The organism is Streptomyces sp. NPDC049687, from assembly GCF_044465285.1.
Lineage (GTDB): Bacteria > Actinomycetota > Actinomycetes > Streptomycetales > Streptomycetaceae > Streptomyces.
In genome coordinates, this window is the sequence record NZ_JBITLN010000002.1 from 326,390 (window position 1) to 344,266 (window position 17,877).

Annotated in this window: 9 protein-coding genes and 1 pseudogene; 3 read left to right on the plus strand and 7 right to left on the minus strand. The window is 71.9% G+C overall.

The genetic code is table 11. From position 1 onward, the window contains the following. Positions 1-410: 410 nt before the first annotated feature. Positions 411-5,579, plus strand: a complete 5,169-nt coding sequence (locus ACIBVL_RS06585) for a family 43 glycosylhydrolase (RefSeq protein ID WP_399092847.1) — start codon at positions 411-413, stop codon at positions 5,577-5,579. Positions 5,580-5,699: 120 nt separating this feature from the next. On the opposite strand, the gene ACIBVL_RS06590 is transcribed toward ACIBVL_RS06585, so the two are convergent. From ACIBVL_RS06590 to ACIBVL_RS06610, 5 genes and pseudogenes are all read right to left on the minus strand, one after another. Further along, positions 5,700-8,495 (minus strand): hypothetical protein, encoded by a 2,796-nt coding sequence (locus tag ACIBVL_RS06590; RefSeq protein WP_399092850.1) that lies wholly within the window; start codon positions 8,493-8,495, stop codon positions 5,700-5,702. Next, positions 8,492-9,613 carry an AAA family ATPase gene (locus ACIBVL_RS06595; RefSeq protein WP_399092853.1) on the minus strand — a complete coding sequence of 374 codons (1,122 nt, stop codon included), beginning with the start codon at positions 9,611-9,613 and terminating at the stop codon, positions 8,492-8,494. The genes ACIBVL_RS06590 and ACIBVL_RS06595 overlap by 4 nt, the downstream gene beginning before the upstream one ends. Positions 9,614-9,649: 36 nt before the next feature. Beyond that, positions 9,650-11,059 (minus strand): VWA domain-containing protein, encoded by a 1,410-nt coding sequence (locus ACIBVL_RS06600; RefSeq protein ID WP_399092856.1) that lies wholly within the window; start codon positions 11,057-11,059, stop codon positions 9,650-9,652. Then, positions 11,056-12,465 carry a hypothetical protein gene (locus ACIBVL_RS06605; protein ID WP_399094788.1) on the minus strand — a complete coding sequence of 470 codons (1,410 nt, stop codon included), beginning with the start codon at positions 12,463-12,465 and terminating at the stop codon, positions 11,056-11,058. Before ACIBVL_RS06605 ends, ACIBVL_RS06600 begins: the two co-directional genes overlap by 4 nt. A gap of 6 nt (positions 12,466-12,471) precedes the next feature. Next, positions 12,472-12,984, minus strand: a pseudogene (locus tag ACIBVL_RS06610) (hypothetical protein); the annotation flags it as partial. Between the two features lie 291 nt (positions 12,985-13,275). Between ACIBVL_RS06610 and ACIBVL_RS06615 the strand changes: the two are divergent. Both ACIBVL_RS06615 and ACIBVL_RS06620 read left to right on the plus strand, forming a co-directional pair. Further along, entirely contained in the window at positions 13,276-15,537 is a 2,262-nt protein-coding gene (locus ACIBVL_RS06615; protein WP_399092859.1) for an ATP-binding protein, read from the plus strand. Between the two features lie 296 nt (positions 15,538-15,833). Beyond that, on the plus strand, positions 15,834-16,790 hold the full coding sequence (locus ACIBVL_RS06620; protein ID WP_399092862.1) for a helix-turn-helix domain-containing protein: 957 nt from the start codon (positions 15,834-15,836) through the stop codon (positions 16,788-16,790). Between the two features lie 31 nt (positions 16,791-16,821). Here ACIBVL_RS06620 and ACIBVL_RS06625 read toward each other — a convergent pair whose 3' ends face one another. Beyond that, on the minus strand, positions 16,822-17,211 hold the full coding sequence (locus tag ACIBVL_RS06625) for a hypothetical protein (RefSeq protein ID WP_399092865.1): 390 nt from the start codon (positions 17,209-17,211) through the stop codon (positions 16,822-16,824). 24 nt (positions 17,212-17,235) lie between these two features. Next, entirely contained in the window at positions 17,236-17,844 is a 609-nt protein-coding gene (locus tag ACIBVL_RS06630) for a flavin reductase family protein (protein ID WP_399092868.1), read from the minus strand. Positions 17,845-17,877: the final 33 nt, after the last annotated feature.

Here is a 17,877-nt window from a genome sequence, read left to right on the forward strand (position 1 = left end):
AGTCGCTGAGCGGGCGTCCTGTCAGTTCCTGGCAGCGTGCAGCCAGTTCCTCCGTGCCGATGCGCTCGTCGGTGTCGGCGGTCAGGCAGCGCACCAGCAGCGAGTGGAACTGGTCGTCGTACCCGTCGAGCCGGGGCGGGCGATGGGCCGTGTTCGCGATCTGCTCGGCCGGCTCCGCCGGATCACCACCACGTCGCTCACCGCGGCGACGGCGCCCCGGCTCCCCCGCACTGGTGGTGGGCGCTCACGGCACGGCTCGAATCCTCAACGCCGCGCTGGGCGGAGGACCTTGACCATCGGCCCCATCTTGTTCGGTGTGTCGGACATTGTTCGAGAGCTCTTGACGCGGCCATGTACACCGTTTGACACTCTCGCAACATCACGTCACACGGCTGAAACGGCGGTCTCCCATGACGCATAGAAAACGCTTCCGCGCCCATGCGAGACGCGGAGCGGGAAAACTGGCCGCCCTGACCGCCGTGTCCCTGCTCGTCGGGCTCGCCGGCGCCGCGACTCCCGTCCAGGCGACGGAGGCCGCGGACGTCACGGACGGACTCGCCCTCTGGTACAAGCTCGACGGCGCCTCCGGCACGACGGTGACCGACGCCTCCGGCCACGGCCTCGACGGCACGGTCAACGGCACCGCCGACGGGTCCGCGTCCGGTCAGGGGCTCGCCTTCAACGGCTCGGACACCTACATCAAGGTGCCGAACGACGTGATGAAGGGCCTGACGTCGATCAGCGTCGCGTTCGACGTGAAGATCGACGCCGCCCAGTCCACGCCGTACTTCCTCTACGGCTTCGGCAACTCCAGCGGCAGCAACGGCAACGGCTACCTGTTCGCCACCGGCAACTCCTTCCGCACCTCGATCGCGACCGGCAACTGGTCTACCGAGCAGACCACCAGGCCCGCCGACTCCCACAACCTCAGCCGCTCGGTGTGGAAGCACGTCACCTACACTCAGACGGGCAATACCGGCGTCCTGTACGAGGACGGCGTCGAGGTCGCCCGCAACACCTCGGTGACCATCACCCCGGGCGCGATCGGCTCCGGCACGACCACGGCCAACTACATCGGCAAGTCCGTCTACTCGGGCGACAGACTGTTCAAGGGCAGCATGCGCGACTTCCGTGTGTACGACCGCGCGCTCGACGCCGACGAGGTCGAGCAGCTCGCGCTCCCCGTCGCCACCCAGGGTGTCGAGGACGACAGGAGCGCCCTCACCCTCGGCGACACCAGCGCCGTCACCGAGGACCTGGACCTGCCGAAGACCGGCACGGCCGGCGGTTCCACGATCACCTGGGCCAGCGACGACACCGCCGTGGTCTCGGACTCCGGCAAGGTGACCCGCCCCGCCGCCGGCGAGCCCGACGGCCACGCCACGCTCACGGCGACCCTCAAGAAGGGCACGGTCACCGCCACCCGGACCTTCGACGTCACGGTCCTCGCGGCGTTCGACGACAAGACCGCCACCGAGCAGGCCGCCGAGTCGCTCACCGTCCACAACCTGGACGACGTACGCGGCAACCTCGCCCTCCCGGCGACCGGCGACCACGGCACCGACGTCACCTGGTCGTCCGCTCGAGAGGACGTCGTCTCCGCCGACGGAGTGGTCCACCGCCCCGCGCACGGCGCCGGTGACACGACCGTGGAGCTGACCGCGACCGTGACCAAGGGCGAGGCGAAGGCGACCCGCGTGTTCACCGCGAAGGTCCCCGAACTTGCCGAGAAGGAAGCCCTCAAGGGCTACATGTTCAGCTACTTCACCGGCGAGGGCACCGCGAACGGCGAACAGCTCTACGCCGCGCTCAGCAAGGGCAACGACCCGCTGCACTGGCGTGAGCTGAACGACGGTCAGCCCGTCCTGACTTCCACGCTCGGTGAGCAGGGCCTGCGTGACCCGTTCATCATCCGCTCCCCCGAGGGCGACAAGTTCTACCAGATCGCCACCGACCTCAGGATCTACGGCAACGGCGACTGGGACGCCGCCCAGCGCACCGGCAGCAAGTCCATCATGGTCTGGGAGTCCACCGACCTCGTCCACTGGACGAACCAGCGCCTGGTCAAGGTCTCCCCCGACAGTGCCGGCAACACCTGGGCGCCCGAGGCGTACTACGACAAGAACCTCGGCGAGTACGTGGTCTTCTGGGCGTCGAAGCTGTACGACAACGAGGCGCACTCCGGCGACACGTACAACCGGATGATGTACGCCACCACCCGCGACTTCTACACCTTCAGCGAGCCGAAGGTCTGGATCGACCGCGGCTACTCGGTCATCGACTCCACGGTGGTCCAGCACGACGGCACCTACTTCCGTCTCTCGAAGGACGAGCGGAACAATTCCTCCTCCACGCCCAACAGCAAGTTCATCTTCGAGGAGAAGAGCGACTCGCTGCTGGACCTCTCCTGGGACGCGGTCGCCGAGGGCATCGGCAAGGGCGCGATGAGCGCGGCCGAGGGCCCGCTGGTGTTCAAGTCGAACACCGAGGAGAAGTGGTACGCGTTCCTCGACGAGTTCGGCGGCCGCGGCTACATCCCGTTCGAGACGACCGACCTCGCATCGGGCAACTGGACCCCCGCCGCCGAGTACGACCTCCCGGCCAGGCCCCGCCACGGCACGGTCCTGCCGGTCACCCAGGCCGAGTACGACCGGCTGCTGCGCGCCTACCAGCCGGACCAGCTCGTCGAGAGCGTCGACGACGTGTCGGTGAAGACACGGATCGGCGAGGCCCCGGTACTGCCCGCGACCGTGATCGCCCAGTACGCCGACGGGGTCACCCGTCCGGTGGCCGTGAGCTGGGACGACGTCCCGGAGTCGGCGTACGCGCAGGCCGGCGCCTTCACGGTGACGGGGACTCTGCCGGACGGCGCCGCGCTGCCGGTGCGGGCCGAGGTGACGGTCTCCGAGGAGGGCGCCGACGTGCCCGCCGACCTGCTCCTGCACTACGGCTTCGACGAGACCTCCGGCAACATCGCCGTCGACTCCAGCGGCCGCGGCTACCACGGCACCTACGTCCGCACGCCCGCCTTCGGCACCGGCGTGAGCGGGGGATCGTTCCGCATGTCCGGCGGGAGCGACTCGCCCTATGTGAAGATCCCGAACGGTGTGCTGAAGGGCGCCGACAGCGTGACCGTCTCGACATACGCGAAGTGGAAGGGCGGGGACAACTGGCAGTGGCTGTTCGGGCTGGGTCCGGACAGTGACAAGTACCTGTTCGCCAGCCCCTCCAACGGCTCCTCGAAGCTCTACTCGGCCATCACCAAGGCGAGTTGGTCGGCGGAGTCGAAGCTGACGGCGGGCGCGCAGCTCACCGCGGGCGCATGGCGGCACGTGACCGTCACGCTCGACGGGTCGACCGGCACGATGGTCCTGTACGTGGACGGCGTCGAGGCGGCCCGGGCGACCGGCGTCACCATCAAGCCGTCGGAGCTGTACGACGCCGACAAGGACTACAGCGGTTACATCGGCCGCTCCCTGTACTCCGCCGACCCGTACTTCGGCGGCGAGGTCGACGACTTCCGGATCTACGGGCGCGCCCTGTCGGCCGCCGAGGTGCTGGAGCTCAGCGGCAACACGACGGGGATCGCGCGGGTGACGCACCCGTCGCTGAAGGTCGACGCGCTCGTCGACGACACGGACAGCCGGATCACCCTTCCCCTGAAGGAGGGCACCGATCTCACCGCGCTGGCGCCGGAGTTCACCCTGGCCCACGGCGCGGCGATCAGCCCCGCCTCCGGCAGCGTGCACGACTTCACCGAGCCCGTGACGTACGAGGTGACCGGCTCCGACGGCCACAAGCGCACCTGGACGGTCTCGGCGCTGGTCATGAAGAGTCCGGTGCTGCCGGGTCTCAACGCCGACCCGAACATCGTCCGCTTCGGCGACACCTTCTACATGTACCCGACCACCGACGGCTTCGAGGGGTGGAGCGGTACGCAATTCAAGGCGTACTCGTCGACCGACCTGGTGCACTGGACCGACCACGGCGTCATCCTCGACCTGGGGCCGGACGTGAGCTGGGCCGACAGCAGGGCATGGGCGCCGACGATCGCCGAGAGGAACGGGAAGTACTACTTCTACTTCTGCGCCGACGCGAACATCGGCGTCGCCGTCTCCGACTCGCCCACCGGCCCCTTCAAGGATGCTCTGGGCCAACCCCTGCTCAAGGCCGGACAGTTGCCCGGCCAGATGATCGACCCGGCCGTCTTCACCGACGACGACGGCCAGTCCTACCTGTACTTCGGCAACGGCCGGGCCTACGTCGTCCCGCTGAACGACGACATGACCTCGATCGACGCGTCGAAGGTCGAGGACATCACCCCCAGCGGCTACAACGAGGGCACCTTCGTCGTGAAGCGGCAGGGCACCTACTACTTCATGTGGTCGGAGAACGACACCCGGGACGCGGACTACCGCGTCGCCTATGCCACCGGCCCCTCCCCCACCGGTCCGTGGACCAAGCGTGGAGTGATCCTGGAGAAGGACACCTCGCTGGGCATCCTGGGCACCGGCCACCACTCGGTCGTCCAGGTGCCGGGGACGGACGACTGGTACATCGCCTACCACCGCTTCGCGATCCCCGGCGGTGACGGCACCCACCGCGAGACGACCGTCGACAAGCTCGAGTTCGACGCCGACGGACTGATCAAGAAGGTCGTGCCCACCCTCACCAGCGTCGACCCGGTCACGATCGTGCACGCCGGGCCGGACGCCGAGGGCACGGAGGGCGCGGCGATCGCCCTGAACGGCACGCTTTCCGGGGCGGGCGGTCCGAAGTGGACCGTCCAGAGCGGCGCACCCTGCAAGGTCGCGGACCCGACGGCCGCCCGGACGACCGTCACCTGCACCGACGACGGCACGTTCACCTTCACCCTGACCGGCGGGCGCAGCACCGACACGGCCGTCGTCACCGTGACGAACGCGGCGCCCTCGATCACCTCCGCCACCTCTCCCCCGGCCCCGGTGTCGGTCGGCAAGCCGGTGGTCGTCACCGTCCGGTTCGCCGACCCGGGCGCCGGCGACACGCACACCTGCGTGATCGACTGGAAGGACGGCGGCCGGCCGGCCACGGGCAAGGTCACGGCGTCCGGCTGCCGCGCCGAGCACGTGTACGCCTCGGCGGGTCTGCGCCGCCCGGCCGTCACGGTCACCGACGACGACGGAGGCAGGGCCGCCACGACGCTGCCCGAAGTGGTCGTGTACGACCGGGCGGCCGGGCCGGTGGCGGGCGCGGGCATCTCCGCGTCCCCCGGCAAGCCGTCCTTCTCCCTCTCGGCCGGGTACCTGCCGGGGGCCTCGGCCCCGGCCGGCGTGGTCACCTTCGACCTGCGGTCGCCTCGTGTGAAGTTCCGGTCCGGCCACCTCGACTGGCTCGTGGTGACCGGCAACAGGGCGGTCGTCGAAGGCTCCGGCACGGTCGGCGGCAAGAGCGGCTACCGCTTCCGGGTCACCGTCACGGACGGCCCCGACACCTTCCACATGAGGATATGGAAGACGTCCGACGGGAAGGTCGTCCACGACACCGGCCTCATGACGAGGGTCGCCGGCGTCATCACGGTCGGACTGCGGCACCGCTAGAGAACCGGCCTGGCGTCCGCACGCTCGGCCACCCGGTCAGGCCATGGGCCCCCTGCCACCGCAGGGGGCCCATGGGAGCCGAGCGCAACGCGCGCGAGGAGGATCCCGCGGCGACGCCGGTCAGGTGACGGCCAGCAGGGCTTCCAGGGCCGTCGCGGTGTGCGGGTGCCGGGTGAGGAGCACCACGGGGGAGGCGGTGGCTTCCCCGGCGGACCAGGTCCCCTCGTAGCCCAGCAGGTCCGCGAGCGCGTCGCAGGTCGTGGGGTGGGCGGACAGAAGCGCCACACCGGTGCCCGACGTCGACGCGAGAACCGCCCGGGGCGCCTCCGCCGGAAGTCGCCACGGCGGTGTCCAGGCGTCCAGCTCCGCCAGGCGGGCCGGGAAAAGGCGGCCGGCCTCGCGGACGATCAGCGGGGCGAGCTCGGTGCCGCCGGCGCGCAAGGTGGTGATGAGGGTCGGAAGCCAGGGCAGCAGGACCCGGTCGGGCAGACGGGCGAACGCGTTCGACACCGCCTCCACGACGACGTCGGCCAGACCCGGCACCGGCTCCAGGGCGTGCACGAACCCGCTGAGGTAGCGCGGGTAGGCGGGCACCACCAGCGGGTTGGCGAGGAGGCCGGCGCAGCGCTCCCGCAGGGCGGCCCGGGACAGGGTGCCCAGGTGGGTCTGGGCCGCCCACAGAAGGGCGGTGCGGGCGGGCTCGGCCGGATGGGACTGGGCGAGGGCCAGTTCGAGCTGGGTGCGGTCGCAGCCGAGCGAGAGGGCCAGGCTCTCCATGCTGAACAGGAAGCCCAGCATCGCCGCGACCTGGCGGACGGTCGCGTCGTCGTCGGTGAACGCCGTCGGCAGTTGGGTGCAGTAGTGCGCGTAGCCGGTCTTGACGAAGGACTCGATCCAGGGCGGCAGGACGGGTTCGCTGGTGCGGTAGTACGCCAGCAGGCGGCGGACGCGGCGCAGCACCTCGGGCGCGCCGTCGACGCTGCGCTCGCCCGCCAGGACCTCCAGGGCACGGGTGCCCAGTTCGTCCGCGAGGCGGCGGCTGCGCAGGTGGAGGATCGCGTCCTCCACCGTCTCCAGGACGGTCGCGGCGGTGGCCTGGGGCGCGTACGCGGCGCGCCGCAGCCGCTGCTCCAGGACCTGCTCGATGCTGACGCCCTCGTAGCCGAGTTCGATGAGCGCCCGCTGGTGGGTGCCGAGGGCCAGGTCCCAGGACTCCTGAATGGGGCGCTCGCCGAGGCCGCGGTCGCCCATGATGGGCCGGGCGGCCCCCTGGGGCAGCAGTCGGCGCAGCATCCACAGCACGTCGGAGCAGTGGGCCAGTTCGGGTCGGCCGGCGATGTCCAGCAGGGCCCGCTGCACCCCGCGCTGCTGGAGTTTCAGGTTCAGCGGGGCGAGCCGGTCGTGGACGTCGCGGGCCAGGGGCGGCAGCGCGTCGTAGCCGACCTGGCCGACGCGGTCGCCGCCCATCATGATCTCCACCAGCCGGCGCACATCGCGCCGGCCCGGTACGGCGTCCTTCTCGATGCAGGTGACGGCCGCGTCCTGGAAGTCGTAGGGCGTCGGCTTGGCGCGGTCGCGCATTCCGGCCAGCAGGATCGACGTCTCGAAGACGGCGATGGCGTCGGCGGTGGAGGCGAGGTAGCCGTTGCGCCGGGCGGCACGCACGATGTCCACCGACCAGCCGAGCAGTTCGGCCTCGTCGAGGGAGTCGAGGGCGGGCGGCCGCTGAAGGAAGCCGGTGAGCCTGTCGGCGGGCGGGGCCGTGGCGGCGGGCGCCGGGGCGGGCAGGCTCTTCTTCGCCCTGGTGCCCGCCTGGCCCGCCAGCCGGTACGGGCGTACACGGGTGCGTCTGAGGTTCTTGGCCCACTCCGTCGCGGCGATGGACACCGAGCCGGCGGCCAGGCCGAACTGTGCCTCGATCGCGGCGTGGCTGGACGGGATCAGGCCGTGCCGCCATTTGGTGCCGCTCGGCGGGCTGATGGTGAAGGTGCCGGCACCGTGCACGCCGAACTCCTCGACCCGGCTGGCCGCGTGGAAGGCTCCGCAGACGTAGAGGCAGTCGGCGGGGTCGGTGCCGGTGGAGGCGAGGTGCTCGCGCATCCTCGTCCACATGTACCGCTCACGGTCCTCGTCGACCCGGACCTTGTGGGGGTCGCCGGGGGCGAGGCGCCGGAAGAGGCTGCCGATGAGCAGCATCACCTGGCGGTAGGTGTCGTGGTCGCTGTCGCCGAGCGGCAGTTCGACGTACTGGTGCCACCACTCCGACCAGTGGCGGACCCGGCCGTGGCGCAGGAGGTGTTCCTCCAGCTCGGCGAAGCGCGGGCGCAGGTCGCCGATCTCCACGCCGACGGCGTCGCCGTGCAGGGCGCTCTGCTCGTCGGCGGCCGGTGCGTCGGGGTCCGCCTCGCCGGTCTCGCCCGCCGTCTCCCGCCGGGTCTCCCACTGGAAGACGTGGTCGGAGGAGCGGTCGACGAGGACCAGTTCGACTCCGGGGGTGTCCAGGGCGTAGGCGATGGCCTGGTACTCGGCGGAGGCCTCCGTGATCGGGGCGACGACCGACAGGGGCGACCAGTCGGCCGGGAAGCCCTCGATCTCGCTCGCGAACGACTGGACGGCCACCGGGAGGCGGCAGTTGCGCAGTTCGGTGAGGAGGGGTGCCATGTCCTCGCACAGTTCCAGGTAGACCACCTTCGGCTGCTTCTCGCGCAGCCGGCGGGCCATGGCGATCGCCGAGGCCGGTGAGTGGTGGCAGACCGGGAAGATCTCCAGCGGCTCGCGGACCGCGCGCTCGACGTCGTCCACGATGCCGCGCAGGATGCCCTCGAGGGCGCCCGGTCCGTCGGCGAACTCCGCCGCGGCCCCGTGTAGTTGGCCGCGCAGGGCCCCGAACGTGCCGCTGCTCGTGTCGCCGCTCACGACAGGGTCGCGATCGCGTCGCGGCCGCCTTCGAGGAACTCCGGCCAGGAGCCCCCTTCTTCCTTGCTGCGCGGCTCGACGACGCCGTGCAGGTACTTGTTGAGGATGGCGAGGTCCTCGGGTTCGCGCCGGGCCAGGGAGCCGACGAGGGAGGAGGCGAGGGTGTGGGCAGTCAGGGCGCGCTCACCGAAGAAGTTGCTGTGCAGGATGGCGTCCTCGAGGACGCCGATCTGTTCGGCGGTGGACAGGGCGGACTCCAGTTTCTCGTCGTCGCTGCCGGCGGCGGCCGCCGAGGCGCGCAGGTCGGCGAAGCTCTGCAGCAGCACGTCCAGCAGGGTGGGCGGGACGTCGAGTTCGATCCGGTGGCGGCGCAGGAGTTCCTCGGTGCGGAAGCGGACGATCTCCGCCTCGCTCTTCTTGTTGGTGATCACCGGGATGCGGACGAAGTTGAAGCGGCGCTTGAGCGCGGAGGACAGGTCGTTGACGCCCCGGTCCCGGCTGTTGGCGGTGGCGATGACGGAGAAGCCGGGCTTGGCGAAGACGATGTTGTCGCCACCGGCGCCGTCCAGTTCGGGGACGGAGATGTACTTCTCCGACAGGATGGAGATCAGCGCGTCCTGGACGTCGCTGGTGGAACGGGTGAGTTCCTCGAAGCGGCCGATGGTGCCGGCCTCCATCGCGGTCATGATCGGCGAGGGGATCATCGACTCCCGCGACTGGCCCTTGGCGATCACCATGGACACGTTCCACGAGTACTTGACGTGGTCCTCGGTGGTGCCGGCCGTGCCCTGCACGACCTGGGTGGAGTTGCGGCAGATCGCCGCGGCCAGCAGCTCGGCGAGCCAGCTCTTGCCGGTGCCGGGGTCGCCGATGAGCAGCAGGCCGCGGTCCGAGGCGAGGGTGACGACGGAGCGCTCGACGAAGCTGCGGTCCCCGAACCACTTCTGGGCGATCTCCCGGTCCAGGCCGTCGGCACGCTCCGAGCCGAGGATGAACAGGCGGACCATCTTCGGGGACAGCCGCCAGGAGAACGGCTTGGGGTTGTCGTCGATCGACTCCAGCCAGTCCAGTTCCTCGGCGTACTTGAGCTCGGCGGGGGCGCGCAACAGGTCGGTCATCGAAGTGCCTTTCTCAGATCTCGTCACAGCTGGGGGTCAGGTGAGGAACGTCTTGAGCTCGTGGACGAGCTTGCGGATGTGGCCGGAGATCACCGGTGTGCCCTGGTCCTTGAAGCGCTCCCGGAACCAGGGGTTGACGCTGCCGCGCCCGGAACTGGTCACCGAGCCGACGGGGATGAACTTGACCCCGGAGCGGTGGAGGGCGGCCATGCTGTCGAACAGGGGCTGGTGGTGCCATTCGTAGAAGTCGGAGATCCACACCACGACGGTGTTGCGCGGTTCGGCGATCTTCGGCTGGGCCAGGGCCATGGCGACCGTGCCGTCGGTGCCGCCGCCGAGCTGGGTGCGCAGCAGGGTCTCGAAGGGGTCGTGCACCCACGGGGTGAGGTCGAGTGCCTGTGTGTCGTAGGCGATGAGGTGGACGTCCACCTTCGGCAGGCCGGCGAAGATCGACGCCAGGATGGTGCAGTTGACCATGGAGTCGACCATCGAGCCCGACTGGTCCACCACCACGATGAGCCGCTGGGGTGTCGTCCTGCGGGCGGTGTGCCGGTAGTAGAGGCGGTCGACGTAGAGCCGTTCCTCTTCCGGGCTGTAGTTGGTGAGGTTCTTCCAGATGGTGCGGTCGAGGTCGAGGTTGCGGAAGACCCGCTTGGGCGGGATCGAGCGGTCGATGGCGCCGACCGTCGCCTTCTCGACCTGGGTGCGCAGGACTTCGGCGACCTCGTCGACGAAGCGGCGGATCAGCGCCTTGGCGTTGGCCAGGGCCACGCCCGAGAGGTTGTTCTTGTCGCGCAGCAGCTGCTCGATGAGCGACATGCTGGGGGTGAGGCGCGCGGCGAGCGCGGGGTCGGCGAGCACCTCGCGCAGCCGCATGCGCTTGACGAGGTCGGCCTCCAGGGCCCCGAGTTCCGGTCCGATCGCCGGGATCAGGTTGCTCAGGTCCGGGGTGGCGCCCCGGCCGCCGGAGCCGGTCGGGCTGACGCCCGCGCCGCGCCCGCCGCGCAGATCGCCGGGTGAGCAGCCCAGCGCGCGCTCCAGCCAGCCGGCGTCGGACTGCCAGCGGGACAGCTGCCCGGCGCTGACCGCGCCGTTGCCGGTGGCGAAGACGTTGAGCAGCACCTTGGAGACCAGTGCCGCGCGCCGCACCTGCGCCGCTGGGTCGCGGACGTCCGCGTCGCCGTCGTCGTCTTCCGGGGCATCGGCCTCGGACAGCATCAGCCCGTCGAACTCCTCGGCCAGTTCCGGATGGCGCTGCACGATCGAGTCCACGGAGGCCTGCGGGTCCAGCAGGGCGGGTGGCAGGCCGATGTCCTCGACGACGGCGAGGCTCGCCGACTCCAGGGCGGCCTGCTCCTCGGGGTCGAAGAGGCGGGCGAGCAGCCGCCAGTACAGAACCTGTCGGCGGTTGTCGTGAGGCGTCGCCTCGGGCACGTGGTCACTCATTTCCGCAGCAGCCTCCCGGCTCGCTCCCGCAGGACGGTCACGGCGTCGGTGGCGGCCTTCTCCGCCTTGACGCCCGCCTTGTCGGTGGTGCCGCCGGCCCACGCGCCCGCGTGCAGGGCGACGGTCTTCTTGCGCACGGTGGTCTCGACGGCCAGCGGCTGGAGCCGGAACCCGCCGCCGTCCCACCGCAGCAGGGCGATGCAGGCGCCGGAGGCCGCGACGGCCTCGGGGGTGAGGGGGCCGGCGACCGGGACGCGGTCGGTGTCCACGGCGAGGTCGTCCCCGGCGACGGTGAGGACGAGGGTGTCGCCGTCCTGCCGGGTCGTGTAGCGCTCCAGGAAGACCGGTTCGGCGAGGCGCACGGGGTGGCGGTCCAGGGGTGCGGCGGGCGCGGCGGTGGCGGCCGGCAGGGCGACGCGGGCGGTGGCGAAGGGGTCCGCCGGTTCGCCCGGGCGGGCCCGCGTGTCGTCCCAGACGAGGTCGCCCTGGTCGGTGAGGGGCATGGCGTCCAGATGCATGGCCCGGCCCTCGCCGAGGGCCGCGAGCAGCGACAGGTGCGGCCGCAGCAGCTGCCAGACGCCGGCCGCTACGACGGTGTCCGGCTTGGGGACCGAGACGCTCGCGCGGACCAGGCGGGACGGGGTGCCGTCGGCGGGTTCGAACACCGCGTGGACCTGGGCCTGCGCGGCGGTGGCGTGTTCGTGCAGGTCGACGCCGAGCGGCAGCAGCCGGCCGGTGGCGGTGCCGGTGGCTGCGAGGGCGGCGGCGCCGGGCTGGGTGAGCAGCAGGGCGCGCGCCCACAGGTCGCCCCAGCGGCGGGCCGGGATCCGCTCCAGGGCGGATCCGGGGCAGGAGGCGGCGAGTTCGGCGGCGAACCCGTCCAGCAGGGTGGCCAGGCGGCGCAGTTCGGGCCGGGGCAGCATCGCGGAGACGATCTGGGCGGCGCCGCCGACGAGGTCGTGGTCGATGCCGGCCCAGCCGGCACGGGCCAGATCCGCCAGCCAACTGCGGGCGGCCGCGAGAAGGTTGGCCTGCTGGGGGTCGCCGGGGACCGGGTGCGTGTCCTCGCCGCGCGTGCGGCCGGTCGACTCGTCGGCGCGGGCGACGAGCGCGTCGTGGACGGCGCCGAGGAGGGCGGTGCGGGCGGCGGCCAGGGCGAGGAAGTGGTCCTCGCTCGCGGTTCCCGCAGCAGCCTTCTCGGCGGCCTCGGCGACCCGGGCGGCGAGCGGGCTGCCGGCGACGGCCCGGGCGAGCTCCGCCAGGTCACCGGCCTGGTCGGACCGGGGACGCAGGAGGCCTGCGACGAGGCACCGGTCCACGGCGTCGGCCGCGGCGAGGGCCTCGTCGAGCCCCTCCACGGGTGCAGTGAGCGCGCCGGTGTGCTCCGCGTCGTCGGCGGCGGGCACCCCCGTCGCCGCTCCACGGGTCGGCGGGAACCACTGCATCTCGGGCAACGGGGCGGTGACCGGGGCCTGTTCGAGATAGGCGAGGTGGCGCAGGAACCGGCTGAAGACGGGGGCGGCGGCGGCCTTGCCGTCGGCCTGCGGAGGGCGGGCGCCGGTCATCGCGGCGGTGAGGGCGGCGGCGTCCGGCTCGCCGCCCGTCGTCTCGACCCGCAGATACCGGGCGACGCGCTCGGCTCCGTACTGCAGCACCGCCTCGGTGACCAGGGCGCGGATGTGGTTGCAGAACGAGCCGCGGGCGCCGCCGCAGGGCCGGTTGTTGTTGGTGCTGCACGCGAAGGCGTAGGTGCCGGCCGCGACCGACGAGACATACACCCGCTCGATGTCCGAGCCGCTGGAGACGACCCCTTGCAGGCGTCCGTCGGCCAGTTCGACGAAAGGGACCTTGGCGAGCTTGCGCGGCCGGGCGGGCGGCACCACCCGCGCCGTGCTCGCCCTTTCCCAGTTCTCCCAGTCCGACAACGCGCCATCTCCTTTGCGGCACACGGCTGCACACGCCGAATCGGCGCAGCACAAGGGGGTCCGCCGCACCGGATCGGCGCGACACCAAAGAACCTACCGGGGACCACTGACAGTGCGTCCGACCTGCGAGGACAGTGCTCTCCGGACCCTCGCGGCAGTGCCGTGCGGCACGCGGCGGCGGCGTGCGTCCGTATTCCGGTCCATGCCGACCCGCAAACGCTCCGCTCTCCTAGAATCCGGGTGATCACACCGGGGGGCGGGCAGGGGGTGTGGCGAGCGGAAGGGCCGGGATTGAGCGGGGAACAGGCGGCGTTCGGGGCGCTGCTGCGGGAGTTGCGGCTGGCCGCGTCGCAGACCATCGAGGGCCTGGCGGAGGCGTCGGGCGTGAGTGTGCGGGGCATCGGGGATCTGGAGCGGGGGCGGCGGGCGGCTCCGCAGCGCCGTACGGTCGCGGCGCTCGCGGACGGTCTGGGGGTGGACGAGGCGCTGCGGGAGCGGCTGCTGGAGGCCGCCCGGGCGGGGCGTGCCCAGGGCTACAGCCCTGTCGGTGTACGGGCGTTCCCGCGTGGCATCGACGACTTCGTGGGCCGGGAGACGGAGCTGACGCGGCTGGCGACCCTTGCCGAGGACGGCGCGGGGTCCGCCGCCCAGCCGGTGGTGGTGGCGGTGTCCGGGCCGCCGGGGGCGGGCAAGACGACGCTCGCGCTGCACGCCGCGCGGAGCCTCGCAGGCCGTTTTCCCGACGGACAGTTGGTCCTGGACCTGTGCGGTACGGACGAGGAGGCGCCCGGCCCCGCCGAGCTGGTGCTGAACGTGCTCAAGGCCCTTCAGGTTCCCGACCGTGATCTTGTCGGGGCCGGGGCGCAGGGGCATGTCCCTCTCTACCGGCGGTTGTTGGCCGAGCGGCGCTGTCTGCTGGTGCTGGACAACGCGCGCGACGAGGCCCAGGTGCGCCCCCTGTTGCCGGCCTCGGGTGCGAGCATGGTGGTGGTGACGAGCCGGCGCATGCTGACCGGACTGGACAGCGTGCACAGGCTGCCGCTCGGGGAGCTGAGCCCCGCGGAGGCCGCCGAGTTCCTCACCTCCCTCGTCGGGGCCGGGCGCGCCGCTGCCGACCCGGACGCCCTCGCGGATGTCGCCCGGCGTTGCGGGCATCTGCCGCTCGCGTTGCGCGTGGCGGGCAACTGGCTGGCCACCCGCACCGGTTGGACCGTGCGCCGACTGGCCGACCGGCTGGCCGCCGAGGACCGGCGCCTGGACGCGCTGACCGCCGGGGACCTCCGCGTCGCCGCGGCCTTCGACCTGTCGTACCGTCAGCTCACCCCGGCCGCCTCCCGGTTGTTCCGGCGGCTCGCCCTGGTGCCGGGGCCGGACACCGCTGCCGCCGGGGCCGCCCGGCTGACCGGGCAGCCGCTGTTCGACGCCGAGGACGCCCTGGAGGAGCTGGTGGAGACCGGGCTGCTGGGGGCGGACGGCGACCGGTACCGGCTCCATGACCTGCTGCGGCTGTACGCCCGTGCCCGGCTGGACGCCGAGGAGAGCGCCCAGGACGTCGTGGCGGCCCGCACGGCCCTGTACGTCTGGCTGCTGGAGACCACCGTCGTGGCCGGCCGCTGGTTCGAACCGGACCACGGGGCGCCACCGCCCACCTGGCAGGGCACGGTCGATCTGTCGAGCGCGGACCGGGCCCGGGCATGGCTGCAGGCCGAAGGCGCGAACTGGTTGGCCGCCCTGCGCGCGGCGGCGGCCGCCGGGGAGCACGCGACCGTGGTGGAGGTGGCGGAGGCGCTGCACTGGTTCTCCGACCAGTGGATCTTCTGGGGGCACTGGCCCGAGGTCTTCGGCACGGCCGCGCGCTCCGCGCAGGCGCTGGGCGATCCGGTGTGGGAGGCGACGCAGCTGAACTACCACGCGTGGGCGCTGCTCACCTGCGAGGACCGCCCCCAGGACAGTCTCGAGCGTTCCGCCGAAGCGCTCGGCGCGGCGCGGCGCGCCTCCGACATCCAGCAGCAGGCCTGGTCCCACAACTACCGCGCCCTGGCTCTGCGCCGGCTCGGCGACTACGTCCCGGCCGCCGAACACCTGGACCTGGCGGCTCCTTTGTTCGAGGCCGCCGGTGATCTGCACGGCAGCCTCCAGGCGCTGCACGGACGCGGCCTGGTCCTGATGGACTCGGGCCGACTCGAGGAAGCCCTTGTGGCCTACCGGCACCAGTTGACCTTCATGGACAGGGTCCACGATCGGGTCGAGCGGCACATCGCCGATTTCGCCCGGGCCGGAATGCACTCGGGCATGGGCTTCTGCTACGCCGAGATGGAACGGTGGACGGAAGCGATCGATCACCAGAACATCGCCGTGGCGATCTGGCGGAAGAACGGCAACACCGCCTTGGAGAGCCGCCAGCTCACCCGCCTCGGCACCGCCCTGCTGTCCGCCGGGCGCCGGGACGAGGCCAGGGAGGCCTTCGCCCGCTGTGTCGGTCTGGGGCGGGACGCGGATCCCCAGTCCGTCGCCGTTGCCCGCGACGCCCTCGCCCGCCTCGACGCCTCTTAGAGCTCCGAACAAAAGTGGACTCCACTTTTGTTCGGAGCTCTTGGGGTTCGCCCGGCGGGCGAGGATCCCCTCGCCGTGCCGTCCATCCTCGTTCCTGCGGCCCCCCGTGTCTTGTCCCTCAGCGCACCGCGCCGATCCGTCAGCGCACAGCGGACGGCCGCGTCCTTCGACCGCCTTTCTGCCTGCTTCCTGCCTGGAGCCGGCCCCGGCCCCCTGCTTGGCTGAGGGCGGCGGGGAGAACGGGCCGCCGCCGCTCGGAGTTCTCCGCCGGTGTCCCAGGTGGAGAGGAGAACCAGGTGAGCCTGGTACTGACGACGGATGCGGTTCCCGAGGGGGACCGACTCACGTACTGGTGCGACGCACTGGGCGGAGCATGCGGACCGATGGCTGTCACGGCCCACGGCGACGGCCCCTTCCGGGGCCGGATCTCCACCGAACGGCTGGGGTACTTGCGCGTCACCACCCTCGAGGCCGACGCGCACCGCGTCAGCCGCACGCCCGCGCACCTCGCCCGCGCGGGCACGGACCAGGTGGCCGTCTGCCTCCAGACGTCGGGCACGGCCACCCTGGTCCAGGACGGCCGGCGCACCTTCGTGGGCGAGGGCGACCTCGTGGTCCACGACACGGCACGGCCGTACTCCCTGGACTACCCGGGGCGCTTCACCAGCCGGATCCTGTATCTGCCGCGGCGCGTGACGGGCCTGCCCGAGGAGAAGCTGCGACGGGTCACCGGCACCGCGATCGCCGGCACGGAAGGGATCGGCGCGCTGCTGGCGTCCTTCCTGACCGGGCTCACGGCCTCGGTCATCCCCTGTTCCCCCGCAGTGGCGACCAGGCTGGCCGCCAGTGTCGTGGACCTGTTCGCCACGCTCGTCGACGAGCGGACGTCGGCCGAGGGGGCGTACGCCGTCGAGCGGCCCGGCCATCTCGTACCCCGGATCCGGGACCACATCGACCGGCACCTCGCGGATCCCGGGCTGTCCCCGGTGAACATCGCCGCGGCGCACCACATCTCCGTGCGCTACCTGCACCGGCTGTTCGAGGAGGAGGGGATCACCGTGGGCCGGCTGATCCAGCGGCGCCGGCTGGAGGAGTGCGCCCGGGAACTGACCCGGCGGGACACGACGGCTCCGGCCGTTTCGGCGGTGGCCCAGCGATGGGGCTTCGCCAATCCCGCCCACTTCAGCCGGGTCTTCCGCGCGGCCTACGGGCGTTCACCGCGCGAGTGGGTGCGTTCAGGTTCGTTCGTCTGAGGTCACTCCGGCCGGGGCCGCCGCCGCGAGGTCACTCGGGGGTACGGCCCCGGCCGGACGTCCATGCGTACAGCAGCGCCACCCCGGCGACCGCGGCCGCCGCCGTACCGATCGCGCGGGCGTTGCCGCGGGAGCGCCAGGACAGGACCGAGCCGGCCGACTGGGCGGACAGCGCCGAGCCGGCGCTGAGCCAGGAACCCACGGAGGCGAAGGACGCGGCGGAGCCGACGGACCCCACGGAGAGGAAGCTGCCGACCGAGGCGACGGACAGGGAGCTGCCGACGGAACCGATGGAGAGGAAGGAGTCGACCGAGCCGATCGACAGCGCCGAGTTCCTCGACCACAGCGAGCGCCAGGAGCCTTCGGCGCCGTCAGCCTTCGTCGGGCGTCTCGTCACCGATCTCGCCACAGCTCTCGTCATGATCCGATCATAGGCCCGGGCCGGTCAGGACGGCGGCCAGTCGCGATAGGCGATCCGGGCCAGGTCGAGGACCTCGCCGACGGTGCCCCACTCGTCGCGGCCGAGCCGGGCCAGGGGCCGCAGCCGCCGGATGTCGGGGTGGCCGTCGACGACGACGTCCTCCCGTACGGCGGCGTGCACCACCTGACCGAGGACGAGCGTGGAGTTGCCGACGCCGAGGGTGGAGTGCAGCCGGCATTCCAGGGCCACGGGTGAGGCGGCCACGCGGGGCGGCTTCACCCGCAGCGAGGGTTCCCGCTCGATGCCGACCGCGTCGAACTCGCCCTCGTGGGCGGGGAAGTCGGTGCCGCTGGCGTTGATCTGCTCGAGGAGCGGCTCGGGCGCGAGGTTCACGACGAACTCGCCGGTGGCCTCGATGTTGCGCAGGGAGTCCTTGCGGCCGACGGAGGTGAACTGGACGATCGGCGGGTCGGTGGAGGCGACGGTGAAGAAGGAGTGCGGAGCGAGGTTGGCGGTCGTGCCGTCGGCCGCCAGGGTCGACACCCAGGCGATCGGCCGGGGCACGACGACGGCGGTCAGGAGGCGGTAGAAGGCTCCCGCGCCCAGGGACTCGGGGTCGTGGTCAACGCGCATGTCAGCCAGTTCTACCCGACGAAGGTGCGGGAG